This window comes from Mesorhizobium sp. M8A.F.Ca.ET.202.01.1.1 (genome assembly GCF_004791595.1).
Lineage (GTDB): Bacteria > Pseudomonadota > Alphaproteobacteria > Rhizobiales > Rhizobiaceae > Mesorhizobium.
In genome coordinates this window covers 297,660-319,489 of record NZ_SRUN01000001.1, presented here as the reverse complement: position 1 = coordinate 319,489, position 21,830 = coordinate 297,660, and the positions used below count along the sequence as shown (strand labels likewise).

Annotated in this window: 27 protein-coding genes; 11 read left to right on the top strand and 16 right to left on the bottom strand. The window is 62.3% G+C overall.

Annotated elements, in window-relative coordinates:
• Positions 1-29: 29 nt before the first annotated feature.
• Positions 30-1,241, bottom strand: coding sequence for an NADP-dependent isocitrate dehydrogenase (locus EN845_RS01865; protein ID WP_127869559.1), 1,212 nt, complete (start codon positions 1,239-1,241; stop codon positions 30-32).
• A 214-nt stretch (positions 1,242-1,455) separates the two neighbouring features.
• On the opposite strand from EN845_RS01865, the gene EN845_RS01860 reads away from it, so the two are divergent.
• Together EN845_RS01860 and murI are read left to right on the top strand one after the other, a co-directional pair.
• The gene (locus tag EN845_RS01860; protein ID WP_127869558.1) at positions 1,456-2,376 is read left to right on the top strand and encodes an RNA methyltransferase; all 921 of its coding nucleotides are present in this window, start codon (positions 1,456-1,458) and stop codon (positions 2,374-2,376) included.
• Entirely contained in the window at positions 2,369-3,157 is a 789-nt protein-coding gene (murI, locus tag EN845_RS01855; protein ID WP_127279224.1) for a glutamate racemase, read from the top strand. The genes EN845_RS01860 and murI overlap by 8 nt, the downstream gene beginning before the upstream one ends.
• A gap of 21 nt (positions 3,158-3,178) precedes the next feature.
• Here murI and EN845_RS01850 read toward each other — a convergent pair whose 3' ends face one another.
• Positions 3,179-4,561 (bottom strand): RNB domain-containing ribonuclease, encoded by a 1,383-nt coding sequence (locus EN845_RS01850; protein WP_127279223.1) that lies wholly within the window; start codon positions 4,559-4,561, stop codon positions 3,179-3,181.
• Positions 4,562-4,721: 160 nt separating this feature from the next.
• Here EN845_RS01850 and EN845_RS01845 point away from each other — a divergent pair, with 160 nt between their 5' ends.
• The 5 genes from EN845_RS01845 (at position 4,722) to EN845_RS01825 (ending at position 8,484) form a co-directional block, all read left to right on the top strand.
• Entirely contained in the window at positions 4,722-4,904 is a 183-nt protein-coding gene (locus tag EN845_RS01845; RefSeq protein ID WP_015318153.1) for a DUF3008 family protein, read from the top strand.
• Between the two features lie 655 nt (positions 4,905-5,559).
• Positions 5,560-6,177 carry a 30S ribosomal protein S4 gene (gene rpsD / locus EN845_RS01840; protein WP_013895883.1) on the top strand — a complete coding sequence of 206 codons (618 nt, stop codon included), beginning with the start codon at positions 5,560-5,562 and terminating at the stop codon, positions 6,175-6,177.
• A gap of 134 nt (positions 6,178-6,311) precedes the next feature.
• The gene (gene ttcA / locus EN845_RS01835; RefSeq protein WP_127869557.1) at positions 6,312-7,199 is read left to right on the top strand and encodes a tRNA 2-thiocytidine(32) synthetase TtcA; all 888 of its coding nucleotides are present in this window, start codon (positions 6,312-6,314) and stop codon (positions 7,197-7,199) included.
• Entirely contained in the window at positions 7,189-8,016 is an 828-nt protein-coding gene (locus EN845_RS01830; RefSeq protein WP_127281100.1) for an inositol monophosphatase family protein, read from the top strand. The genes ttcA and EN845_RS01830 overlap by 11 nt, the downstream gene beginning before the upstream one ends.
• A gap of 69 nt (positions 8,017-8,085) precedes the next feature.
• On the top strand, positions 8,086-8,484 hold the full coding sequence (locus tag EN845_RS01825) for a cell envelope integrity protein TolA (protein WP_127869556.1): 399 nt from the start codon (positions 8,086-8,088) through the stop codon (positions 8,482-8,484).
• 18 nt (positions 8,485-8,502) lie between these two features.
• Here EN845_RS01825 and EN845_RS01820 read toward each other — a convergent pair whose 3' ends face one another.
• The 5 genes from EN845_RS01820 to purL all read right to left on the bottom strand — a co-directional run bounded on the left by EN845_RS01820 (position 8,503) and on the right by purL (position 13,583).
• On the bottom strand, positions 8,503-9,726 hold the full coding sequence (locus EN845_RS01820) for a multidrug effflux MFS transporter (RefSeq protein ID WP_167531241.1): 1,224 nt from the start codon (positions 9,724-9,726) through the stop codon (positions 8,503-8,505).
• 210 nt (positions 9,727-9,936) lie between these two features.
• Complete coding sequence (gene grxD / locus EN845_RS01815; protein ID WP_013895877.1) at positions 9,937-10,272, bottom strand: Grx4 family monothiol glutaredoxin; 336 nt, start codon at positions 10,270-10,272, stop codon at positions 9,937-9,939.
• 151 nt (positions 10,273-10,423) lie between these two features.
• Positions 10,424-10,657 carry a BolA family transcriptional regulator gene (locus EN845_RS01810; RefSeq protein WP_015318146.1) on the bottom strand — a complete coding sequence of 78 codons (234 nt, stop codon included), beginning with the start codon at positions 10,655-10,657 and terminating at the stop codon, positions 10,424-10,426.
• Between the two features lie 122 nt (positions 10,658-10,779).
• Positions 10,780-11,331, bottom strand: a complete 552-nt coding sequence (locus tag EN845_RS01805; protein WP_245464455.1) for a hypothetical protein — start codon at positions 11,329-11,331, stop codon at positions 10,780-10,782.
• Positions 11,332-11,351: 20 nt separating this feature from the next.
• Positions 11,352-13,583 (bottom strand): phosphoribosylformylglycinamidine synthase subunit PurL, encoded by a 2,232-nt coding sequence (gene purL / locus EN845_RS01800; protein WP_127869555.1) that lies wholly within the window; start codon positions 13,581-13,583, stop codon positions 11,352-11,354.
• A 232-nt stretch (positions 13,584-13,815) separates the two neighbouring features.
• Between purL and EN845_RS35270 the strand changes: the two genes are divergently transcribed.
• Positions 13,816-13,980 carry a hypothetical protein gene (locus EN845_RS35270; RefSeq protein WP_167531216.1) on the top strand — a complete coding sequence of 55 codons (165 nt, stop codon included), beginning with the start codon at positions 13,816-13,818 and terminating at the stop codon, positions 13,978-13,980.
• Positions 13,981-14,057: 77 nt separating this feature from the next.
• On the opposite strand, the gene EN845_RS01795 is transcribed toward EN845_RS35270, so the two are convergent.
• Complete coding sequence (locus EN845_RS01795; protein ID WP_127279751.1) at positions 14,058-15,467, bottom strand: PLP-dependent aminotransferase family protein; 1,410 nt, start codon at positions 15,465-15,467, stop codon at positions 14,058-14,060.
• Between the two features lie 93 nt (positions 15,468-15,560).
• Between EN845_RS01795 and EN845_RS01790 the strand changes: the two genes are divergently transcribed.
• Positions 15,561-15,812 carry a DUF1127 domain-containing protein gene (locus tag EN845_RS01790; RefSeq protein WP_127279750.1) on the top strand — a complete coding sequence of 84 codons (252 nt, stop codon included), beginning with the start codon at positions 15,561-15,563 and terminating at the stop codon, positions 15,810-15,812.
• Between the two features lie 8 nt (positions 15,813-15,820).
• On the opposite strand, the gene EN845_RS01785 is transcribed toward EN845_RS01790, so the two are convergent.
• The 7 genes from EN845_RS01785 to purC form a co-directional block, all read right to left on the bottom strand.
• Positions 15,821-16,462: a Pr6Pr family membrane protein gene (locus EN845_RS01785; protein WP_127869554.1), complete on the bottom strand. Its 642-nt coding sequence runs from the start codon at positions 16,460-16,462 to the stop codon at positions 15,821-15,823.
• Between the two features lie 7 nt (positions 16,463-16,469).
• The gene (locus EN845_RS01780) at positions 16,470-16,877 is read right to left on the bottom strand and encodes a hypothetical protein (RefSeq protein WP_127280768.1); all 408 of its coding nucleotides are present in this window, start codon (positions 16,875-16,877) and stop codon (positions 16,470-16,472) included.
• Positions 16,874-17,539, bottom strand: a complete 666-nt coding sequence (locus tag EN845_RS01775; protein ID WP_127280767.1) for a glutathione S-transferase family protein — start codon at positions 17,537-17,539, stop codon at positions 16,874-16,876. The genes EN845_RS01780 and EN845_RS01775 overlap by 4 nt, the downstream gene beginning before the upstream one ends.
• A gap of 64 nt (positions 17,540-17,603) precedes the next feature.
• Positions 17,604-18,272, bottom strand: coding sequence for a phosphoribosylformylglycinamidine synthase subunit PurQ (purQ, locus tag EN845_RS01770; protein WP_127280766.1), 669 nt, complete (start codon positions 18,270-18,272; stop codon positions 17,604-17,606).
• Positions 18,269-18,523 (bottom strand): hypothetical protein, encoded by a 255-nt coding sequence (locus EN845_RS01765; protein ID WP_127280765.1) that lies wholly within the window; start codon positions 18,521-18,523, stop codon positions 18,269-18,271. The genes purQ and EN845_RS01765 overlap by 4 nt, the downstream gene beginning before the upstream one ends.
• 18 nt (positions 18,524-18,541) lie before the next feature.
• On the bottom strand, positions 18,542-18,784 hold the full coding sequence (gene purS, locus EN845_RS01760) for a phosphoribosylformylglycinamidine synthase subunit PurS (RefSeq protein ID WP_127280770.1): 243 nt from the start codon (positions 18,782-18,784) through the stop codon (positions 18,542-18,544).
• Positions 18,785-18,827: 43 nt separating this feature from the next.
• The gene (gene purC, locus EN845_RS01755) at positions 18,828-19,622 is read right to left on the bottom strand and encodes a phosphoribosylaminoimidazolesuccinocarboxamide synthase (RefSeq protein WP_013532127.1); all 795 of its coding nucleotides are present in this window, start codon (positions 19,620-19,622) and stop codon (positions 18,828-18,830) included.
• 276 nt (positions 19,623-19,898) lie between these two features.
• Between purC and EN845_RS01750 the strand changes: the two genes are divergently transcribed.
• On the top strand, positions 19,899-20,219 hold the full coding sequence (locus tag EN845_RS01750; protein ID WP_127280658.1) for a DUF1476 domain-containing protein: 321 nt from the start codon (positions 19,899-19,901) through the stop codon (positions 20,217-20,219).
• Positions 20,220-20,328: 109 nt separating this feature from the next.
• Entirely contained in the window at positions 20,329-21,102 is a 774-nt protein-coding gene (locus EN845_RS01745) for an HpcH/HpaI aldolase/citrate lyase family protein (protein ID WP_127280659.1), read from the top strand.
• A gap of 19 nt (positions 21,103-21,121) precedes the next feature.
• Here EN845_RS01745 and EN845_RS01740 read toward each other — a convergent pair whose 3' ends face one another.
• Positions 21,122-21,676, bottom strand: a complete 555-nt coding sequence (locus EN845_RS01740) for an alpha/beta hydrolase (protein WP_127280660.1) — start codon at positions 21,674-21,676, stop codon at positions 21,122-21,124.
• Between the last annotated feature and the right edge of the window lie 154 nt (positions 21,677-21,830).

Genomic DNA, 21,830 nt, shown 5'->3' with positions numbered 1-21,830 from the left:
GAGCCTTCGGCATTTGGAACCGCGGGTACTTACGCCATCGCCTTCTGCAAATTCTCGTCGATCTTGTCGAGGAAGCCGGTGGTGGAGAGCCAGGGCTGGTCGGGGCCGATCAGGAGCGACAGGTCCTTGGTCATGAAGCCGGACTCGACGGTCTGGATGCAGACCTTTTCCAGCGTCTCGGCAAAACGCTTCAGCTCGGAATTGTCATCGAGTTTGGCGCGGTGCGCGAGACCCCGCGTCCAGGCGAAGATCGAGGCGATCGAATTGGTCGAGGTTTCCTCGCCCTTCTGGTGCTGGCGGTAGTGGCGGGTGACGGTGCCGTGCGCGGCTTCGGCTTCGACGGTCTTGCCATCCGGCGTCATCAGCACCGAGGTCATCAGGCCGAGCGAGCCAAAGCCTTGCGCCACCGTGTCGGACTGCACGTCCCCATCATAGTTCTTGCAGGCCCAGACATAGCCGCCCGACCATTTCAGGCTCGACGCCACCATGTCGTCGATCAGGCGGTGTTCGTACCACAGCTTCTTCGACTTGAACTCGGCCTCGAATTCTTGCTCGTAGACCTCCTGGAAGATATCCTTGAAGCGGCCGTCATAGGCCTTGAGGATGGTGTTCTTGGTCGACAGGTAGACCGGGTAGTTGCGCAGCAGGCCGTAGTTCAGCGACGCCCGGGCGAACTCGCGGATCGACTCGTCGAGATTGTACATGGCCATGGCGACACCGGCGCCGGGCGCGTCGAACACGTCGTGCTCGATCACCTGGCCGTCCTCGCCGACGAACTTGATCGTCAGCTTGCCCTTGCCGGGGAAACGGAAATCGGTGGCGCGGTACTGGTCGCCGAAGGCGTGACGGCCGACGATGATCGGCTTGGTCCAGCCGGGCACCAGTCGCGGCACGTTCTTCATGATGATCGGCTCGCGGAAGATGGTGCCGCCCAAAATGTTGCGGATGGTGCCGTTCGGCGACTTCCACATCTTCTTCAGCTTGAATTCCTCGACGCGCTGCTCGTCGGGGGTGATGGTCGCGCATTTGACGCCGACGCCGTATTTCTTGATGGCATTGGCCGAATCGATGGTCACCTGGTCGTTGGTTGCGTCGCGGTGCTCGATGCCGAGGTCGTAATATTCGAGCTTGAGGTCGAGATAAGGGTGGATCAGCTTGTCCTTGATGAACTGCCAGATGATGCGGGTCATCTCGTCGCCGTCGAGTTCGACGACCGGGTTCGCCACCTTGATCTTCGCCATGGAAAGAATGCCTCGTTGCTGGGATTGGGACGGCCTTGCCCGCGTGGCGTTGGCCGGGGGATGCCGCCCGTATATCAAAGCGCTTTTGGCCACGCAAACGGCGATCGGTCACGAATGTAAGGGCATGGCCGCCGTCATTTGCGAATGCTTCATTTTCGCGGCCGAATATGGCAGGGGACGCTGAAATGCCGCAAACAGCAGTTCATTGACAATCATGCCCATCTCCAAAGATTCCGCTAACCCCGCAGCCGTCGGCCCGGCGATCATCCTGGTCGAGCCGCAGCTCGGCGAGAACATCGGCATGGTCGCCCGCGCCATGGCCAATTTCGGCTTGGTCGAGCTGCGCCTGGTCAATCCGCGTGACGGCTGGCCGAGTGAGAAGGCGCGCGCCGCCGCCAGCCGTGCCGACCATGTCATCGACGCCGTCACCGTTTACGAGGATCTGGCCTCGGCGCTCGCCGACCTGAACTTCGTCTTCGCCACCACCGCCAGGCAGCGCGACGGCTTCAAATCCGTGCGCGGCCCGGTGGAAGCGGGCAGGGTGCTCCGTGCCCGTCACGGAATGGGGCAGCGCACCGGCATATTGTTCGGCCGTGAGCGCTTCGGTCTCTACAATGACGAGGTCGGCCTTGCCGACGAGATCGTCACCTTTCCGGTCGATCCCGATTTCTCTTCGCTCAACATCGCCCAGGCCGCGCTGCTGATGTCCTATGAGTGGATGAAGTCGGGTCTGGAGGACGAGACCAAGACCAATTTCTCCGGCCCGGACATGAAGCCGGCCAGCAAAGAGGAATTGCACGGCCTGTTCGCTTATCTGGAGGGCGCATTGGAAGCGCGCGGCTATTTCCGACCGGCGCCGAAGAAACCGAAAATGGTCGACAATCTGCGCGCCGTGCTGACGCGGCCCGGCTTCGCCGAACCGGAGCTCAAGGTGTTGCGCGGCATCATCTCGTCGCTGGACAGGTTCTCGCCGGCCATGCCGCGCGGCGACGGCTCTCCGGGCGACGATCCCCGGCGATTGCCGGCGGCGGCCGCGCGTGCTCGCAAGGTGGATGCGGCTGATCAACTCCCCGACGCCAATGGCGACGATACCGACACGCCGCCGCTGGGCGGCAAGGGAACAGACAATGACTGACCAGCCGATCCTGATGTTCGATTCCGGCGTCGGCGGGCTCACCGTGCTGCGCGAGGCGCGCGTCCTGATGCCCGACCGGCGCTTCATCTATGTCGCCGACGATGCCGCTTTTCCCTTTGGCGCCTGGGAAGAGCCGGCACTGCGGACCCATATACTGGAGCTGTTCGCCAAATTGCTCGACCGCTTCGCGCCGGCGATTTCGGTCATCGCCTGCAACACCGCCTCGACGCTGGTGATCGACGCGCTGCGTGAAAGATTTCCTGGCCATCCCTTCGTCGGCACCGTGCCTGCGGTCAAGCCGGCGGCCGAGCGCACGCGCTCGGGCCTGGTCTCGGTGCTGGCGACGCCAGGCACGGTGAAGCGGCAATACACGCGCGACCTGATCAGCAAATGGGCACAGAAATGCCATGTCCGCCTGGTCGGCAGCGACAGGCTGGCGGGCCTGTCCGAAGCCTATATGCGCGAGGGCTTCGTCGACGAGGAGGCCGTACGCGCCGAGATCGCGCCATGCTTCATCGAGCGCGACGGCATGCGCACCGACATCGTCGTGCTGGCCTGCACGCACTATCCCTTTCTGGTCAATCGCATGCGCAAGACCGCGCCCTGGCCGGTCGACTGGATCGATCCGGCCGAAGCGATCGCACGGCGAGCCCTCTCGCTGCTGCCGCCCATCGATGGAGCGCTGCCGCAAGGCGAACCCGATATAGCGGTGTTCACCTCGGGCAAGGCGGATTTCGCCGTCAGCCGCCTGATGCAGGGCTTTGGACTGACCGTGCGCTAGACAGTGGGCAACGTCTGCCTGTCAAACAGGTTCGAAGACGATGCTGCGTTGATCCGGATCAGCCAGGACCAGCCTTAGCTTCAGATCTTCGCCCTGTCTGAGCCCCGAGGCTTTTACGTTTGCAACGACAGGCATGTCGGCAAGCTGAACGCGCACGCCATGGTCGACGACGTCGGTGACGACGGCTTTGAACGTCTCACCCTCGCGCCCCTCCAGCATGACCGCCTCGGCAAGGTCGATGGCCGCGTGGTTGATCAGCGAAGCGCGGCTATCGGCACGTCCCATCGCCTTCGGCAACCTGGCGAACGCGTCGGTGACAGCCTGGGGCACGGGCTGGCCGTTGGCGATCGCCAGCGCGCAGCGCACGACATAGCGATCGGCAAGTCGCCTGAGTGGCGCTGTCGCATGGGCATAGGTGGCGGCCATGGCCTCATGCCAGGGGACAACGCCGTCCTGATAGGGCTGGTAGGACGCGCCGGGGCTTGCATGGCGGATTTCCAGCATCAACGCTGCTTGTCGCGGATCGGTGGGATCGAGGGTTCGCTGATAGTCTCGCAAACCGGTGGAGGCCGGCCAGGACAGTCCGAGAGCCTGTGCCGCGTTGCGCAGTCTTTGAACCTTGAACGCATCCGGCCCCGACATCACCCGGAACAAACCGGTGTGATGCGCAAGCATGGCATCGGCAATCGCCATGTTGGCGGCCAGCGAAAGCGCGGCATTGTCCTGCTCGGATTGCAGCAGCGGTCTGAACGAAAGCCGGTATGTGCCATCGGCGAGCCTTTCCACCTCCTGCTCGGGTGGATCGACGCGGGAAGCCCCGCGACGCTTTTCGTTCATTGCCATGCGCCGCGCCATTTCGGCAAAGCCGGCCGGAACGTCGGAAGCCTTCACGCTGTCATAGGCGAGCTTGGCGCGGCTTTGAATGATTGCCCGCTCCGCGCCGTCCAGCTTCGTCGCACCATCCTGCGCAACCCGAACCGTGAAGATGACAGCTGGACGCGGTCCATCAGGCAACAGGCTTGCCGCACCCTCGGCAATCACCGGCGGGTAGAGCCCGGCCTTGCCGTCCGGCAAGTAAAGTGTCTCGCCCCGCGTCCAGGCTTCGAGATCCACCGTGTCGCCGTCCTCGACGAACCAGGCCACGTCGGCAATGGCATAATGCAGCAGAAGATCACTGCCGCTCGCCTCGATCGAGAATGCTTGATCAAGATCGGTGGAGGCAGCCGGGTCGAGCGTGACAAAGGGCATCGCCCTTCGATCGGCATGCTGGTCGGGCACACGTTTGGCCGCCGCATCCGCTGCGGCAACGACATCAGCCGGAAATCCATCCGGCACGTGCAATTCGGTGCGGATTTTCGCCAGGCCAGTGGAGAGAGCCTGTGAGGGATCGGTCAGAGATTTCATTCAGCCGTCCTACACTGGGGTTCCGGACACGGGAAGGCTGCCAACGAAAATCGCCAAGGGCGGCCACCGGCTGGCGCCGAGCGGATCGGGAATGAGCCATTGGCGCTGGAACCGCCGCCGAAGCGCGGCGTTTCTCCTGACAGCAAAAGGAGACCTCGCCATGCCAGCCACCTCGAAAGCCCAGCAGAAGGCCGCCGGCGCCGCACTCTCCGCCAAGCGCGGCGAGACCAAGAAAAGCGAGCTCAAAGGCGCTTCCAAGGGCATGTACGAATCGATGAATGAAAAGCAGCTCGAGGAATTCGCCGAGACGAAGCGCAAGGGTCTACCGGAGAAAAAATCCTAGGCTTGAGCGCTTCGAGCCCGACTACCTTGGAATGAAAAAGGGCCAGCGACATGCGCTGCCCGTGGGATTGTTGTGCGGAACAGCCTACCAGCGGTGGCAGTGCCGTATTCTCTCGACGATCAGCCTGCGATGACCATGCCGCCACACCACCTCTCTTTTTGACGATGACCCGGCAGACCTGCCTATGGCCGTGCCAATGGCGCCATGGCCGGTTCCGGGACGAGCACCATCAACCCTGCAAGCACCGCGGCACCTGCCAGGGTAGGAGGAACTTCTTCATGCAATCAGGCTCTCTAGCTCCAGTCCCTTCCTGGTACCGCTGGCGCAAAACCTCCCGCCACATCCGGCATCGCATCAACGCCTTGAACGCTATACTGTTTGCGCCGCGCCGCGCCACTCACGAACTTGACATCGGTTAAATCTCGGTTTAATCAGGCGCCAACGCCGGGCAGCGATGTCCGGTGTTTGTTTTGTATACGCAAGATCTGTCACGATAGCTGTTTCCGATCTTGTTTGAACTGACGTGTCCCGTGGGTTTTCCGCCGCGTTGCGTGGGAAAATCCTGTCAGGTCTCGAAAACGGAGGCCAGAGGAGGGCGCGTTTCCTTCACCCGGACCATGAGGTGCCGGGTGTGTCGTTTTGAAAAGGGAATGCGATGAGCAAGCGCGAATCCGCGAAATACAAGATCGACCGCCGTCTCGGCGAAAATATCTGGGGCCGCCCGAAGTCCCCGGTCAACAAGCGTGAATACGGCCCCGGCCAGCATGGCCAGCGCCGCAAGGGCAAGCTTTCCGACTTCGGCCTGCAGCTGCGCGCCAAGCAAAAGCTGAAGGGTCACTATGGCGACGTTTCGGAAAAGCAGTTCCGCAAGGTCTATGAAGAGGCCGATCGCCGCAAGGGCGACACCTCCGAGAACCTGATCGGCCTGCTCGAGTCGCGTCTGGACGCGGTCGTCTACCGCGCCAAGTTCGTGCCGACCATCTTCGCCGCCCGCCAGTTCGTCAACCACGGCCACGTCAACGTCAACGGCAAGCGCGTCAACATCGGCTCGTACCGCTGCAAGCCGGGCGATGTCGTCGAAGTGCGCGAAAAGTCCAAGCAGCTGGTCATCGTCCTCGAATCGGTGGGCCTCGCCGAGCGCGACGTGCCGGACTACATCGAAGCCGATCACAACAAGATGGTCGCGACCTTCTCGCGCATCCCCGGCCTCGCGGACGTTCCGTTCGCCGTGCAGATGGAACCGAACCTGGTCGTCGAATTCTATTCGCGCTAAGCGAACGTCTTTCTGCGATATCGGAAAGGCCGCCTTCGAGGCGGCCTTTTTGTTTCGGGCATCCGCTTTGCCGTTTCGATTTTGCGGCCGATGCGCTAATCCGGGCGGAAGTCACATTCAGGGGCCGCCGTGCCATGAACATGCAGCCAGACATCGAAACGCTTGAACCAGCCGCCGAAGGCGGCTCCCATCCGCTGTTCGCCGAGGTGCCGTCGTCGGTCGAGTTCAACAAATTGCGCAAGCGGCTGCTGCGGCAGACCCGCCAGGCGATCGAGGACTTTTCGATGGTGAAGCCCGGCGAGCGCTGGCTGGTGGCGCTGTCGGGCGGCAAGGATTCTTACGGTCTGCTCGCCTTGCTGCTCGACATGAAATGGCGCGGGCTGCTGCCGGTCGAATTGCTGGCCTGCAATCTCGATCAGGGCCAGCCGAATTTTCCAAAGAATATCCTGCCCGATTATCTCGACGCCAACGGCATCGCGCATCGGATAGAATACCGGGACACCTATTCGGTCGTCACCGACAAGCTCCCCGAAGGCAGCACCTATTGCTCGCTCTGCTCGCGGCTGCGGCGCGGCCATCTCTACAGGATCGCCCGCGAGGAGGGCTGTTCGGCGCTGGTGCTCGGCCATCATCGCGAGGACATCCTCGAAACCTTCTTCATGAACCTGTTCCACGGTGGTCGGCTTGCCGCCATGCCGCCAAAACTGCTCAACGACGACGGCGACGTCATGGTGTTGCGGCCGCTGAGCTACTGCGCCGAGGTCGATCTGGAAAAATTCGCCGCCGCGATGCGATTCCCGATCATCCCTTGCGATCTCTGCGGCAGCCAGGAAGGGCTGCAGCGCAACGCCATGAAGGCGATGCTCGAGGACATCGAAAAGCGCATGCCTGGTCGCAAGGACACGATGATCCGCGCCCTGTCCAACACCAGGCCGTCGCATTTGCTCGACCGAAAGCTGTTCGATTTCGCCGCCCTCAATGAAACCCTCGCGATCAGGCAAGACATTTCCGATGACATTTGACGATACCGCCATCGACTGGCTGGCCGGGATTCTGGCCGAGGCAGCCCACGCTGAAATCATGCCGCGCTTTCGCCGATTGGGCGATGGCGATATCAGGCAGAAGACTTCCGCCGCCGATCTGGTGACGGAAGCCGATGTCAACGCCGAGCGGCTGATCACCGCCAGGCTGCGCGAGCGCTATCCGTCGGCCATGGTCGTGGGCGAGGAGGCCTGCTCCGACAATCCGGCGCTGCTCGATGGCTTGGGCGATGCCGAATTGGCATTCACCGTCGATCCGGTGGACGGCACCTTCAATTTCGCATCCGGCGTGCCGCTGTTCGGCGTCATGCTGGCGGTCGTGGTCAGGGGCGAGACGGTCGCGGGCATCATCCATGATCCGGTCGGCAAGGATTGGCTCATCGCCGCCAAAGGCGCCGGCAGCCATATCAGGCATGCCCATGGCAGCCTGGAGAAAGTGCATGTAGCGGCGCCCGTGCCGATCTCGCAAATGACGGGCGCGGTATCCTGGCAATATCTCGACGAGCCGGAGCGCTCACGCCTCGCTCGTAACCAGACCAAGGCACTGTCGCAATTCGGCTATCGCTGCGCCGCCCACGAATATCGCTTGCTGGCCAGCGGACATGCGCATTTTGTCGTCTACAACAAGCTGATGCCCTGGGATCATCTGCCCGGCGTGCTGATCCACCAGGAAGCCGGCGGCCATGCCGCGCGCATCGACGGCAGCGCCTATCTGCCGTCCCATGTCGACGGCGGTCTGCTTGTCGCACCGGACCAGGACAGCTGGCAGGACCTGCGCCACGAATTGTGGGCGGAATAGGATCAATTCCTGTGGCTTGAACTGTTGGGTTGTGCGGGTTGAATCGGTGCGTTTGGCGGAGGCTCCCGAATGAAACGTCGGTTCGCGGTTTTTGCGGCACTTGCCTTGTTTGCGAATTGCAACGGGGCACTCTCGCAAGAGCATCCCTGCCGTAGCACCGATCCCATCGACACCATCAAGGAGATGTCGGACGCCATCTATGCATGCTGGCGGCCGCCGCCAGGAACCGCGGGCATGTCCTTGACGCTGCGGTTCTCGCTCCGCCGCAACGGCACCCTGATCGGCAAGCCTCGTGCCACCTATTCCGACCTGGGAACCGATTCCCAGCTCGGCCGGGCCTTCGTGGCATCCATCCTCAAGGCGCTCGACGACGATTTGCCGTTGCCCTTTTCAGATGGCATGGGTGGAGCGATCGCGGGGCGGATGCTTTCTCCTCGCTTCACGGCGTCGCTCGAAGGTACATCCTGACCACCCGCAAACGACAAGTCAGTGCAGGTCGGTGACGTGCCCTGAGACGGGTGCGTTCTGCGGCTGGAACATCTTGCCGCGCTCGGCAATCAGGATCATCAGCAGCGCCGCGACGGAGACGCTACAGAAGCCGGCGGCCAGCGGCGTCACCGTGCCGTTGAAAGCCTGGCCGATCAGCGTGCCGAGAATGCCGCCGAGAAACGTCTGCATGAAACCCAGAATGGACGACGCCGTGCCGGCCAGTTGGCCGAGCGGCTCCATGGCCAACGCGTTGAAATTCGCGCCTAGGCAGCCAAACGGCAGCATGGCACCGGCAAAGAAAGTGATGAACAGCCAGAGCGGCATCTTCATTTCCAGTGAAACCACGAGCCAGGCCAGGCTGATCACCAGAAACAGCAGCAGCGCGCCTTGCGACAGGCGGCGCATGCCGATACGTCCGACGAGGCGCGAGTTGAGATAGTTGGAGAAGGCGAGCACGCCGGCGACACCGGCGAAGATGACGGGAAACATCTCGCCGACGTTGAAGATGTTGACATAGATCTGCTGCGCCGAGGCGATGAAGCCGAACATGGCGCCGAAGATGAACGTGCTGGCGAAGGCATAGCAGAGCACGATGCGGTTGGTGAGCACGATGCGGAAGCCTCCGAGAATGGAGGAAACCGTCAGTGGCCGGCGATACTCGGGATGCAGCGTCTCGGGCAGGCGCAGCAGCGACCATGCCGACACGACCAGCGCGCCGACGGCCATGGTGACGAAGATCCAGTGCCAGGTCGCGAACAGCATGATGAACTGGCCAATGCCTGGCGCCACGACCGGAATGGCCATGAACACCATGAAGATCAGCGACATGACTTCGGCCATACGCCGGCCGTCGAATGTATCGCGCACGATCGAGACCGCGATCACGCGCGTGGCGGCCGCGCCGATGCCTTGCACGGCGCGGCATATCAAAAGTGTCTCGAAGCTCGGCGCGATTGCGGCCGCGGCGGCGGCCGCCACGTAGATGATCAGGCCGGCGACGAGCGGCGAACGGCGCCCGTAACGGTCCGAGATCGGCCCGAAGAACAACTGGCCGCCGCCGAAACCCAGTATGTAGGCGGTGACCACATATTGCCTGTGGTTTTCATTCTCGACGCCGAGCGAGGCGCCGATCTGCTGCAGCGCCGGCAGCATGATGTCGATAGCCAGCGAATTGAGCGCCATCAGCGCCGCGCAGAGCGCGATGAACTCCCAGCGCGGAATGGGCAATTGGCTTGCCCCGGGCAAGGTGCTTGCCCCTTGCGGCGCTGATTTCTGCTGGTCCACGGCAAGTCCGATCTCTCAAACGAAAACGCGCCGGCGGGCCGGCGCATTGGCTCGTGCTGATCCCGGAATCCGGGATGTAAAAACTGCCGGGGTGGGGCAGCCCTGGTGGTCGGGGGCATGTCGATATCGACATGGCCCAAACCGAAGTCAGGCGGCGCCTTTGACGCTCACGCCCTTCTCGACGAGGAAGGTCTGCAATTCGCCAGCCTGGAACATTTCGCGGATGATATCGCAGCCGCCGACGAATTCGCCCTTGACGTAGAGCTGCGGGATCGTCGGCCAGTTGGAATAGTCCTTGATGCCCTGGCGCAATTCGGCGGAATCCAGGACGTTCACGCCTTTGTAGTCGGCGCCGATATAGTCGAGGATCTGGACGACCTGGCCGGAAAACCCGCATTGCGGAAAGCCGGGCGTGCCCTTCATGAAAAGGACGACGTCGTTGCCCTTCACTTCATTGTCGATGTAGTCGTTGATACCGCTCATGGAATATCCTTTCACGCCCGTGGGAGTCAGGCTCGAAGCATGTCTTTCAAATAAACCCATAGGTTGCCCGAAACAAGACTTTAGCCATGCCATCACCCGAATGGCGCAAAGAATGGGCCGTTTTGGGCCAAGCGTGTCGGCGGGAAATGCCTCAGTCGGGAACGCTGGTCTGCAGCGCCAGCGCGTGCAGTACGCCACCCATATTGCCCTTCAGCGCGTCATAGACCATCTGGTGCTGCTGAACGCGGCTTTTTCCCCGAAAGCTCTCGGCCACCACTTCGGCCGCGTAATGGTCGCCATCGCCGGCGAGGTCGCGGATCGTCACGCGAGCGTCCGGGATGCCGTCCTTGATCAGTTTTTCGATGTCGTGCGCGTCCATTGCCATTGCAGAATTTCCTGTTTCGGGAGGGCGGCGGCGCGGCGGCCCGTGCGATGAGAGTCGGCCAAGCCTAGAGCCTTTCCAATCCGGATTGAAGCGGTTCCGTCCAGTGTCCGTTCTGTTGGTGCTCAGGAGATGGTTTCGCCCGGTCCCTGCGCCGGCTCGTCCTCGCGCATCGAAAAGGCACGGCCGAGGCTGAAGACCAGCACGTAGAGCGGGATGTTGACCGCCAGGTTGGCAATCGGCAGATAGCTGGTCATTTGCCAGGCTGACGAGAAGAACGGCTGGCCGTAACCATCGCAGACAAGCGAAGACCCATACTCCCACAAGGCTCCCAAAACAGCCGAGACGGCGAAAAGCTTGATGCAGGTGACGACGTGCCTTGCCCGCGTTGGCTCCGGCAGCAGCCGGTTCCAGAGCACCAGGCAGACGATCGGAACCCCATAGATGAGGTTCTGCAGGACAAGCATCGGAAGCGTATCATTGGCCGCGGCCAGAAACTCCGCGCGTGTTTCCAGCCTGGTACAAACCTCACTCGAGGTCGTCGACAGCAGGAAGAAGACGAACGGCCCGAGGCACCAGAAGAAGAACAGCGACGGCCAGAAGACGACTGCAAGCAGCGCCCGTACGGCCAGTTTCTTATGATTGAGCAGGATCTTCTTCCGAAAACCGGTTTCCACTTTTCGGGATCATGCTCTCGTCAACTGGCCTGGTCCATGAAGCGGGGGAACCAGCCTTCATGGGCGGCGGTCAGATCGCTGACCGGGATTGCCCTGGCATCGCCGAGCTTCAGCGCGTTGCCTCCCGTCGAGCCGATCCACGGCGCGAAGATGCCGAGTTCGCCCTGCTGCTTGCGGATAGCATCCCATTCATCGCCATGCGGATCGATCGACAGCGTCAGGAGATAGCGGCCCTGGTCTTCGCCGAACCAGACCGGGATCGGATCGGTGCCGACAAGCCCGGGAACGGTCGCGCCGATGCCGGACGCCATCGCCATTTCGGCCAAGGCCACCGCAATGCCGCCGTCTGAGACGTCATGTGCCGCCGTGACGATGCCGGACGCGATCAGCGAACGCACATGGTCACCGACGCGCTTCTCGTGCTCGAGATCGACCGGAGGCGGCGGGCCATCGTTGCGGCCGTGGATATCCCTGAGATAGGCCGACTGGCCAAGATGCGTGCCCCAGGAAGCCGGCGCGCCGACCAGCAGGATCATCTGGCCTTCCGCCGCAAAGCCGATCCGCGCCATCTTCGACCAGTCCGATATCAGGCCGACGCCGCCGATGGTCGGTGTCGGCAGGATGCCCTGGCCGTTGGTTTCGTTGTAGAGCGAGACGTTGCCGGACACGATTGGGAAGCCGAGCGCCCGGCAGGCATCGCCGATGCCTTTCACGGCGCCGACCAGCTGGCCCATGATCTCCGGCCGTTCGGGATTGCCGAAATTGAGATTGTCGGTGGCGGCGAGCGGCAGCGCGCCGGTGGCGGTCAGGTTGCGCCAGCATTCGGCCACCGCCTGCTTGCCGCCCTCATAAGGGTCGGCCTCGCAATAGCGCGGCGTCACGTCGGAGGAGAAAGCCAGCGCCTTGGTCGGATGGCCCTCGACCCGCACCACGCCGGCATCCCCGCCAGGAAGCTGCAGCGAATTGCCCTGGATCAGCGTGTCGTACTGTTCCCACACCCAGCGGCGTGACGACAGGTCCGGTCCGCCGAGCAACTTCAACAGCGCATCGGCGAGATCGGCCTGCGGGATATCGTTGGCGGCAAACGGCGCCCGCTTCTTCGGCTCGACCCACGGACGATCGTATTCCGGTGCTTTGTCGCCAAGGTCCTTGATCGGCAGGTCGGCGACCTCGTCGCCCTGGTGCCGCACGCGGAAGCGCAGATCGTCGGTGGTCTTGCCGACGATGGCGAAGTCGAGGCCCCACTTGTGGAAGATCGCCTCGGCTTCCTTTTCCTTTTCGGGACGCAGCACCATCAGCATGCGTTCCTGACTTTCCGACAGCATCATCTCGTAGGCGCTCATACGCTCTTCGCGCACCGGCACCTTGTCGAGGTCGAGCTCGATGCCGAGGTCGCCCTTGGCACCCATTTCGACGGCAGAACAGGTAAGGCCGGCCGCACCCATGTCCTGGATGGCGATGACGGCGCCCGAGGCCATCAGTTCGAGGCAGGCCTCCAACAGGCATTTTTCGGTGAAGGGGTCGCCGACCTGCACTGTCGGGCGCTTCTCGTCGATCTTGTCGTCGAACTCGGCCGACGCCATGGTGGCGCCGCCGACACCGTCGCGGCCGGTCTTGGCGCCGAGGTAGACGACAGGCAGGCCGACGCCCTTGGCTTCGGACAGGAAAATGGCATTGGTCTTGGCAAGGCCTGCGGCGAAGGCGTTGACCAGGATGTTGCCGTTGTAGCGGGCGTCGAAATTGACCTCGCCGCCAACCGTCGGCACGCCGAAGGAATTGCCGTAGCCGCCGACGCCCGAAACCACGCCGGCGACGAGATGCCTGGTCTTGGGATGGTCGGGAGCACCGAAGCGCAGCGCGTTCATCGCCGCGATCGGCCGCGCGCCCATGGTGAAGACATCGCGCAAGATGCCGCCGACGCCGGTCGCCGCACCCTGATAGGGCTCGATGAAGGAGGGGTGATTGTGGCTTTCCATCTTGAAGACGACGCAGTCGCCGTCGCCGATGTCGACCACGCCCGCATTCTCGCCCGGGCCCTGGATGACCTGCGGACCTGTGGTCGGCAAGGTGCGCAGCCATTTCTTCGAGGATTTGTAGGAGCAGTGCTCGTTCCACATCGCCGAGAAGATGCCGAGTTCGGTAAAGCTCGGTTCGCGTCCGACGAGGTCGAGGATGCGCTGATATTCGTCGGGCTTCAGCCCATGCGCGGCGATGAGCTCTGATGTGATCGGTACGGAATTGGAAATGGTCATGGGCGGCGATTTATGTCCATGGAGCAGGGATTTTGAGTCTCCTCTTATCGCAAGCTTTGCGGCCGATACACCCGTCGGCGGAGGAAAAAGGCAGAAAGCAACAGGGTGATGACCCCGATGGGTCTTTCGTACGCGACGAAAGACGCCGCCAGCTATTGCAGCCCTGCAAAGTCAAATGGGGAACGCCATGATGTCCCAGCCGTTAGGTCCCTATCACCCAGGAGACAGCACGATGGCTACCAAGCAAGGCAAGAACGACAATCGCCTCTCGGACAAGGAGGCCCTCCATATCGCGGAGACCACCGACGTTTCGCCCCGGCAGGCCAAGGAATTGGCTGAGAAGCACGGCAAGGACAAGGCCGAGAAGGAAGCCAAGAACTTCAAGGCCGAAGGCTGATCCGGGTCCGGTGCTGACAAGTCCCGGTTTCGCAGGGCGGCATATTGAGGCAAGCAGGGCGGGTGGCCGCGAAAGGTTCAGGAAAAACTGTCGTAGCCCGCGCGGCCCTCGTCCAGCAGCCGCCTGATTACCGCGACGCCGCCGGCAATATCCTCGCGCCGCCTCGGCTGCGAAACGCCGAAGCGCACCCCATGGAAAACCCGCTCCGAGCGCCCCGCCTTGAACTCATCCTCGTCGTCGATCAGCACGCCGTGCTCGAGACAGGCATTCTTGAACGTGCCGGAAAGCCAGGGATCGGGCAGGGTGAGCCAGACGAACGGAACTTTGTCGTGCGATTTGAATGAGAAGCCTGCCAAGCTTTCGCGCACAATGGACATGCGGGCGCCGATCTCCGCGATGCTGCGTTTGCGGATTTCGCTGGCCTGGCCGGAAAGCACCAGCCGGGCATTCACCTCCGCCAACAGGAACGGCATGCCGCCGGTCATCATCTTGTGGGCGACGCGGATGCGATGGCGATAGGCGGGCGGGCAGGACAGCCAGCCGCCACGCAGACCGGCGGCGACCGATTTCGACAGGCCGCCGGCAATGATGGTGCGTTCGGGCGCAAATTCGGCAAGCAGCGGTGTCGGATCGTCGGTCAGATGGCCGTAGAGGTCATCCTCGATCAGGATGACGTTGTATTCACGGGCGACACGCGCGATGGCCTCGCGGCGCGCCGGTGACAAGGTCACCAGGGTCGGATTCTGCGCCGTCGGCATCAGAAAGACCATCTTGGGGTGCTTTTGTGCGCAGACGCGTTCGAAATCCGCCGGATCGAGGCCTTCATCGTCCGATGCCACCAGCGCGGTGCGCCGGCCGATCAGGCCGGCGCTGCGGGAAATTTGCGAGTAGGTGAGGTGCTCGAAGGCGACATAGTCGCCGGGCGTGGTCAGGGCCGCGATCGCGGCCATCACCGCGGCATGGGTGCCGAGGGTGGGGACGATTGTATCGGTCGTTGGCCGGAAGGAGTTTCGTGACAGCCACCGGGCGCCGGCTTCGTACCAGCGATCAGGAAAATCGCGCGTGTAGCTCGAAATCTCATGCGGATGGTCCTGCGCGGCACGCGAGAGCACGTCGGCGACAATGGCGCCCTGGCCAATGTCGGGGGCTGCCGTGCTGTCGAACCGCAGCTTGTCCTTGGGGGCGTCGACATAACGCGTTCCTTCGACGCTGGCGTCGGGCGCCTCTGGCTTTGTAATGGCAATGTTTTCGCCGAGCACATAGGTCCCCCGTCCGACCTCGCCACTGACGAGGCCGCGCTCACGCAGCAATTGATAGGCCCGCCCGACCGTGCCGACAGTGGCGCCGATGTCGTAGGCGAGATCGCGCTGTGGCGGCAGTTTTGCCCCCGCGCCGATCACTCCCCGGTCGATATCCGCCTCGATGGAATCCGCGAGGCGCTGATACAGCGGACCTGAACCCGTGAGATCTGGAATCCAATTTGTCATGGTGACAATTTTCTATATTGCACCGTTTCGGGAGTCAATACATATCAATGAGGCACTAAAAAGGGTGCAATCGATAATTTTGGCAGAAAGAAAATGGATACAATCGCAACATTCCGCCACTCGGCGACCGAATTGCTCGGCCAGCCGACCCGCCCGTCCGGGCAGCGCGGCTTCGCCAGCCGGCTTGTGCAAGTGGTCAGGTCGCTGGCGAAATGGATCGGCCATCTGCTGGAGCGCCGGCGCGGCCGGCTGGCATTGCTGGAGATGACCGACGATCAGCTCAAGGACATCGGCATCTCGCGCTGCGACGCCCACCGCGAGGGCATCAAGCCGCTGTGGGAATAGCGACCGGTCTATCGGTGGCCTTTTCTCCTGAGGCGCCCGACACCGTGATCGATGAAAACGGCGACGACGCATATCACCAGGAACAGCGCGGTGATGGCGAGCGCCGCGACAGTGACGCTCCCGACGCCGTTCTTGGCGATATCGAGGAAGGGGTAGGGCACCTCGCCCGCCAGCGGCGCCCGCGCCAGCGAATAGACCAGATAGGCGATGGGATAGACAACCCACCAGGAGACGTCGCTCCATCGCGTTCTGCCGTCGGCGCCTGATATCAGCCACCACAGCACGAACAGCACCGGCGTCACATAGTGCAGCAGGACGTCGCAGAGCAGGAACAGGCCCTGCGGCTGCCAGAGCCGCGCCAGTACCGTGGCATAGACGATGAAGACCAGGGTGATCGAGACCGCGACGCACGCGCGCATCCGGGGGCCGGCAAAGGCAGGCAGCCAGGCATAGCCGCTGGATGACAACAGCGAGATGTGGACCAGCACGGCGCCAATGTTGGTCAGGATGGTGAAGAAGCTGAAATAGAACACGATCGAGCCGAGCAGGCCGCGGCCCGCTTCCATCGATGCCGGAATGGTGATCGAGAACTGCAGGACGAGCGCGATCAGGCCAACAACCAATCCCGCGATCTGCAGGAACCGGCCCATGGCTGGCTCAAGCGGTGGCTGCGCAGGTCGGATTGCCCGCCTGCCAGCGCGCGATATCAGAACTGATGCGGCCGCCGAGCGGGTCGTTCATCAACGGTCCGAAGACGTCGACACGGCTTGAATTCCCCTGCGCCTGCACGACCAGCAACGGTTTGCCGCCATAGTGCTTGGCCGGCACCAGAAGGAAGCGCGGCGTGCCGCTGAACGAGTTCAGCTCATTGGCCATCTGATACTGCTTGAAGGCCGGATCCTTGCTGGCGATCCAGCATTTGTGGGCTGCTATCGCGACCTGTTCCATGGCCAGCAGCGCAGCACTCTTGCCCGAGGGCACAGGCGTGCTCTTCGGGGTCGATTGGCACGATGCCAGGGCAAAGCCTGCCGCGGCGACGAAGGCGACCGTCTTGCTCTTGATCAAGCGGCACCCATCTCGAGTTCGGACAGGAAGATCTTCAGGCCGTCTGTCATCTCGCCCCATACCCTGGACAATGCGGGATGCTGCGAGGCGATCTGCTCATAGGCATCGAATTTGGGATAGGCGTCGAGCAGGTCGTGGCGACCTGTCATGGCGCGGAAATTGTTGAAGATGAACCGCGTCGGCGTCAGCCAGGCATCGGCAAAGCTGATGTCGCTGCCGAGCGCGAAGGGGCCTTGCGCCATCCGCGCCTGGATGGCCGCCAGCCCATGGTGGAGACGGGCGAATTGGGCTTCGATCTCGGCATTGTTGCGCTTCGGCATGAAATGCAGCTCGAAAAGCTTCATTGTCGGCGTCAACACGTCGAGGTCGGTGATGCGGGCGAACATGCGCACCAGCGCGCGGTCCTTGGAATCGGGCGGCAACAGCGCCGGTTCCGGAAACCGCTCCTCGAGATATTCGGCGATGACCACCGATTCGACGATGGTTTCGCCCGAGCCGGTGATCAGCACCGGAATGCGGTTCATCGGCGAGATGGCCCGAAACTCTTCGGGGATCGGAAAACCCGGCGGCGGCGCGATGATCTTGAGCGGCACGTCCTTGATATAGGCCAGTGCGCGCACGATCGACGAGTAGGGCGACAACGGCCGCGAATAGAGTTTCATGACCGTCTCTCCCTCACCCTATGATTTTGAATTGCCGCAATTCTTAAGGTTGCGGTTGCAAACTTCAAGCGGCAATGCCCAAGGCGCCTTCGAACAACGCCCTGCCGTCACTGCCGCCATGCGCTGCTTCGATCAGGTTCTCGGGGTGCGGCATCAGGCCGAGCACATTGCCTTGTTCGTTGATGATACCGGCAATGTCGTTGATCGAGCCGTTCGGGTTGGTGCCTTCGGCATAGCGGAACACCACCTGGCCTTCGCCTTCGAGGCGGGCAAGCGTCTCGGCGTCGGCGAAGTAATTGCCGTCATGATGGGCCACCGGCGAGCGGATGATCTGGCCCGGCTGATAGCGGCGGGTGAACATGGTGTTGGCGTTGGCGATCTCGAGCTTGACCTGCCGGCAGACGAATTTCAGCGAGGTGTTGCGCATCAGCGCACCCGGCAGCAATCCCGCCTCGACCAGAATCTGGAACCCGTTGCAGACACCGATAACCATCACGCCCTTGGCCGCCTTCTCGGCCACTGCCCGCATCACCGGCATGCGCGCCGCGATCGCGCCGCAACGCAGATAGTCGCCGAAGGAAAAGCCGCCGGGAATGGCGATCAGATCGACATCGGGGATTTCGGTATCGGTCTGCCAGACGGTTGCCGGCGCCTGTCCGGAAATCTTGGTCAGCGCCGCGATCATGTCGCGGTCGCGATTGAGGCCAGGCAGGAGGACGACGGCTGTTTTCATTTTGGTTCGTAAGGCCTCTGTGCTTCGGCAAGATCGCGCAGGTCGAGACGGCGTTCTATGCGTTCAAGTCGATCATCCTGGCGGGCGAGAATGCCATAGATGTTGTGGATGTCACTTTGCGTTGCCACCATGTGACCTCGCATTACATTCAATTCCCGTTTCGTTTCGGAAACATCCTGACGAAGCTCACCAATTTCGTGATGCACGCGCTTCAGCAACTCGTACATCAACTCATTCGTGACTTCCGGCATAGTGCCTCCGACACAACCTCAGGTAAGTGTCACACTATAATTCTCGATCACCGTATTCGCCAGCAGCTTGTCGCACATGGCCTTCAAATCGGCTTCAGCCTTGGCCCTGTCGCTTTCCGCCAGTTCGACGTCGAACACCTTGCCTTGCCGCACCGCGCCGACGCCATCGAATCCCAGCCCCGACAGCGCGTGTTCGATTGCCTTGCCTTGCGGGTCCAGAACGCCATTCTTGAGGGTGACGGTAATGCGGGCCTTGATCACGCTGGACATGCTCCTGTTCTGAATGTCGGGTTGCAAGCCGCAATCAGTGCGGCTTGCCTTTGAGGCCGTCGGTCGAGGCGACCAGCACCGGGCCGGTAGGACGCGGCGGCTCGTTCTCGTTCATGATGCCGAGGCGGCGGGCGACTTCCTGATAGGCCTCGACGAGGCCGCCCATGTCACGGCGGAAACGGTCCTTGTCGAGCTTGTCCTGCGTCGCCACGTCCCACAAGCGGCAGGAGTCCGGCGAAATCTCGTCGGCCACGACGATGCGCATCATGTCGCCCTCGAACAGGCGGCCGCACTCGATCTTGAAGTCGACGAGCTGGATGCCGACGCCCATGAACAGGCCGGAGAGGAAATCGTTGACCCGGATGGCAAGCGCCATGACGTCGTCGATCTCTTGCGGGCTTGCCCAGCCGAACGCCGTGATGTGCTCTTCCGAAACCATCGGATCGTCGAGCGCGTCGGCCTTGTAGTAGAATTCGATGATCGAGCGCGGCAGGACGGTGCCTTCCTCGATGCCGAGGCGCTTGGACAGCGAACCGGCGGCGACATTGCGCACCACCACTTCGAGCGGGATGATCTCGACTTCCTTGATCAGCTGCTCGCGCATGTTGAGCCGGCGGATGAAGTGGGTCGGAATGCCCATGCGGTTCAAATGATTGAAAATGTATTCGGAAATGCGGTTGTTGAGCACGCCTTTGCCGTCGATGACCTCGTGCTTCTTCTTGTTGAACGCGGTGGCGTCGTCCTTGAAGAACTGGATCAGCGTGCCCGGCTCGGGTCCCTCATAGAGGATCTTGGCCTTGCCTTCATAAATGCGGCGGCGATTTTTCATTTGAATTTTTCTCTGGATTTGCGGGCAGGCGGTAAGGGACCACTTCCTGTCCGTCCGCCTGAATTAGCGCGGCGACGGTGACGTTCAATGCCGGGTCTATCCCAATCACATCGTTTGCTCAATCGGCAAATCCTTCGAATCAACCGCTTTCGGGACTGAAATGCCGCAGCGCAGCATATGACGAAGCATATTGACCGGCCCGCGACCTTTTGGTTTGTGCTTCGGCAACACACATATTCACCTGCCAACGAATCGGATTTGACCCGGAGGGACGCCATGAGCAGCATGAAAGACCGCGAAGAGGGCTTCGAGCGCAAATTTGCATTCGACGAGGAGCTTCGGTTCAAGGCTTCGGCGCGGCGCAACAAGGCGCTTGGTCTGTGGGCCGCCGAAAAGCTCGGAAAATCCGGTTCCGACGCCGACGCCTACGCCAAGGAAGTTGTTGTTTCCGACATCGAGGAAGCCGGCGACCATGACGTGTTCCGCAAGATCCGCAAGGATTTCGACGCTGCAGGCGTGGAGCAGTCCGATCATCAGATCCGCCGCACCATGGACGAACTGATGGCGCAGGCGATCGAGCAGATCAGGAATACCTGATCGGCCTCTTACTGGACCAATCGACCGCCCGGCCGATCCGGGCGGTTTTTCTTTGCCTTTGCGGCGGTTTCCGGCTGAAACTGGCGACGTCAATAAGGAAAGAGATTAGATGTCCCTGAAGTCCCGTCTTGCCGCAGATGAAACGCTGGTCACCGCCTGGTCTGGCGTGCCGGACGCCTTGACCGTGGAGATCCTCGCCAGGCAGGACTTCGATGCCGTCACACTCGACATGCAGCATGGCGGCCATCACGAGGACAGCGTCCTGCGCGGCCTGGCGCCGGTACTGGCCCTGGGCAAGCCAGCGCTGGTGCGCATCCCTGTTGGCCGTTTCGACATGGCCAGCCGTGCCCTCGATTTCGGCGCCGAAGCGGTCATTGCCCCGATGGTCAACTCGGTGGCCGATGCCAAGCTGTTCGCCGCCGCCATGAAATATCCGCCGCTCGGAGAGCGCTCGTGGGGCCCGACCTATGCCTTTCCCCGTCATGGCAAGGGCGACTATGCCGAATGGCTGCGCGACACCAATCAGCGCACCATGGCTTTTGCGATGGTCGAGACGCGCGCGGCGCTCGATGCGCTTGACGGCATACTGGATACCCCCGGCATCGACGGCATCTTCCTCGGCCCATCGGATTTCTCGATCGCCTGGTCGAACGGCGCGACAGTCAACTCGACGCTCGAAAGCATGATGGAGACAGTGGCCTCGGTTGCCGAGCGCACCCGCAAGGCCGGCAAGCATGCGGCGATCTACGTCGTCGAACCCGCTATCGCCGGCCGCGTCGTGTCGATGGGCTACCGCCTGCTCGCCACGGGCTCCGAGCATGCGCTGATTTCGCTGGGGGCAAAGACCCTGCTCAAGGGCATCAAGGATTCCATCGGCGCCTGATGCAGCGCGACCACGGACGCTAAGCCTTCAGGTCCGTCAGGAACTTGGCGAAGGTCATCGATCCCTCGGGCCACGGGCCAAAGCCTGAATCCTCGCTGAGATGACCGGTCTCGCCGGCGTCGATGAACAGCGAGCCCCAGGCGCCGGCGATGTCCTCGGCGACATCGAAGGGGCAGAAGGGATCGTTGCGGCTGGCGATCACGATGGAGGGAAATGGCAGCGGCTCGCGCGGATAGGGGCCGAAGGTCATCAGATGCCTCGGCTTGATCTTGGCATTGGCGACGTCGGGCGGTGCCACGAAGAAGGCGCCGGCGACCGGCTTCTGAAATTTCGGAATGGCCTGTACGGCCGCGGCCACTCCCAGTGAGTGAGCGACGAGAACGACAGGTCTCTCGGCCTCGTTGACCGCCTTGGCGACGCTCGCCGTCCAGTCCTCGCGCACCGGCTTCGACCATTCGGCCTGCTCCACACGGCGCGCGGTCGACAGCTTCGATTGCCAGCGGGTCTGCCAATGCTCGGGTCCGGAATTGGTGTATCCGGGAATGATCAGGATATCTGCGTCTTTGACTTTCATGGCGCTGAGATAGCGAGCGCGATTGTCTCATGCAACCGTTGATGGCTGCGCTCTTTGCACGCAATGGTGAACACCATGTTCGCTTTTCGCCGTCTTGTGTGAACGATGGCGATCGACGATCTCTGTGGGGAAAGAAACAGCCGTGGAGGGCCGG

Excerpts from the sequence above, each read along its gene's own strand:
- EN845_RS01850 (WP_127279223.1), bottom strand. The coding sequence starts at position 4,561 with ATGAAATCTCTGACCGATCCCTCACAGGCTCTCTCCACTGGCCTGGCG.
- ttcA (WP_127869557.1), top strand. The coding sequence starts at position 6,312 with ATGAACATGCAGCCAGACATCGAAACGCTTGAACCAGCCGCCGAAGGC.
- EN845_RS01745 (WP_127280659.1), top strand. The coding sequence starts at position 20,329 with ATGTCCCTGAAGTCCCGTCTTGCCGCAGATGAAACGCTGGTCACCGCC.
- EN845_RS01740 (WP_127280660.1), bottom strand. The coding sequence starts at position 21,676 with ATGAAAGTCAAAGACGCAGATATCCTGATCATTCCCGGATACACCAAT.
- EN845_RS01795 (WP_127279751.1), bottom strand. The coding sequence starts at position 15,467 with ATGACAAATTGGATTCCAGATCTCACGGGTTCAGGTCCGCTGTATCAG.
- EN845_RS01860 (WP_127869558.1), top strand. The coding sequence starts at position 1,456 with ATGCCCATCTCCAAAGATTCCGCTAACCCCGCAGCCGTCGGCCCGGCG.
- EN845_RS01765 (WP_127280765.1), bottom strand. The coding sequence starts at position 18,523 with ATGCCGGAAGTCACGAATGAGTTGATGTACGAGTTGCTGAAGCGCGTG.
- EN845_RS01785 (WP_127869554.1), bottom strand. The coding sequence starts at position 16,462 with ATGGGCCGGTTCCTGCAGATCGCGGGATTGGTTGTTGGCCTGATCGCG.
- EN845_RS01810 (WP_015318146.1), bottom strand. The coding sequence starts at position 10,657 with ATGGCAATGGACGCGCACGACATCGAAAAACTGATCAAGGACGGCATC.
- EN845_RS01825 (WP_127869556.1), top strand. The coding sequence starts at position 8,086 with ATGAAACGTCGGTTCGCGGTTTTTGCGGCACTTGCCTTGTTTGCGAAT.
- rpsD (WP_013895883.1), top strand. The coding sequence starts at position 5,560 with ATGAGCAAGCGCGAATCCGCGAAATACAAGATCGACCGCCGTCTCGGC.
- grxD (WP_013895877.1), bottom strand. The coding sequence starts at position 10,272 with ATGAGCGGTATCAACGACTACATCGACAATGAAGTGAAGGGCAACGAC.
- EN845_RS01845 (WP_015318153.1), top strand. The coding sequence starts at position 4,722 with ATGCCAGCCACCTCGAAAGCCCAGCAGAAGGCCGCCGGCGCCGCACTC.
- purC (WP_013532127.1), bottom strand. The coding sequence starts at position 19,622 with ATGAAAAATCGCCGCCGCATTTATGAAGGCAAGGCCAAGATCCTCTAT.
- EN845_RS01790 (WP_127279750.1), top strand. The coding sequence starts at position 15,561 with ATGGATACAATCGCAACATTCCGCCACTCGGCGACCGAATTGCTCGGC.
- EN845_RS01775 (WP_127280767.1), bottom strand. The coding sequence starts at position 17,539 with ATGAAACTCTATTCGCGGCCGTTGTCGCCCTACTCGTCGATCGTGCGC.
- purQ (WP_127280766.1), bottom strand. The coding sequence starts at position 18,272 with ATGAAAACAGCCGTCGTCCTCCTGCCTGGCCTCAATCGCGACCGCGAC.
- EN845_RS01830 (WP_127281100.1), top strand. The coding sequence starts at position 7,189 with ATGACATTTGACGATACCGCCATCGACTGGCTGGCCGGGATTCTGGCC.
- EN845_RS01750 (WP_127280658.1), top strand. The coding sequence starts at position 19,899 with ATGAGCAGCATGAAAGACCGCGAAGAGGGCTTCGAGCGCAAATTTGCA.
- EN845_RS35270 (WP_167531216.1), top strand. The coding sequence starts at position 13,816 with ATGGCTACCAAGCAAGGCAAGAACGACAATCGCCTCTCGGACAAGGAG.
- purL (WP_127869555.1), bottom strand. The coding sequence starts at position 13,583 with ATGACCATTTCCAATTCCGTACCGATCACATCAGAGCTCATCGCCGCG.
- murI (WP_127279224.1), top strand. The coding sequence starts at position 2,369 with ATGACTGACCAGCCGATCCTGATGTTCGATTCCGGCGTCGGCGGGCTC.
- EN845_RS01865 (WP_127869559.1), bottom strand. The coding sequence starts at position 1,241 with ATGGCGAAGATCAAGGTGGCGAACCCGGTCGTCGAACTCGACGGCGAC.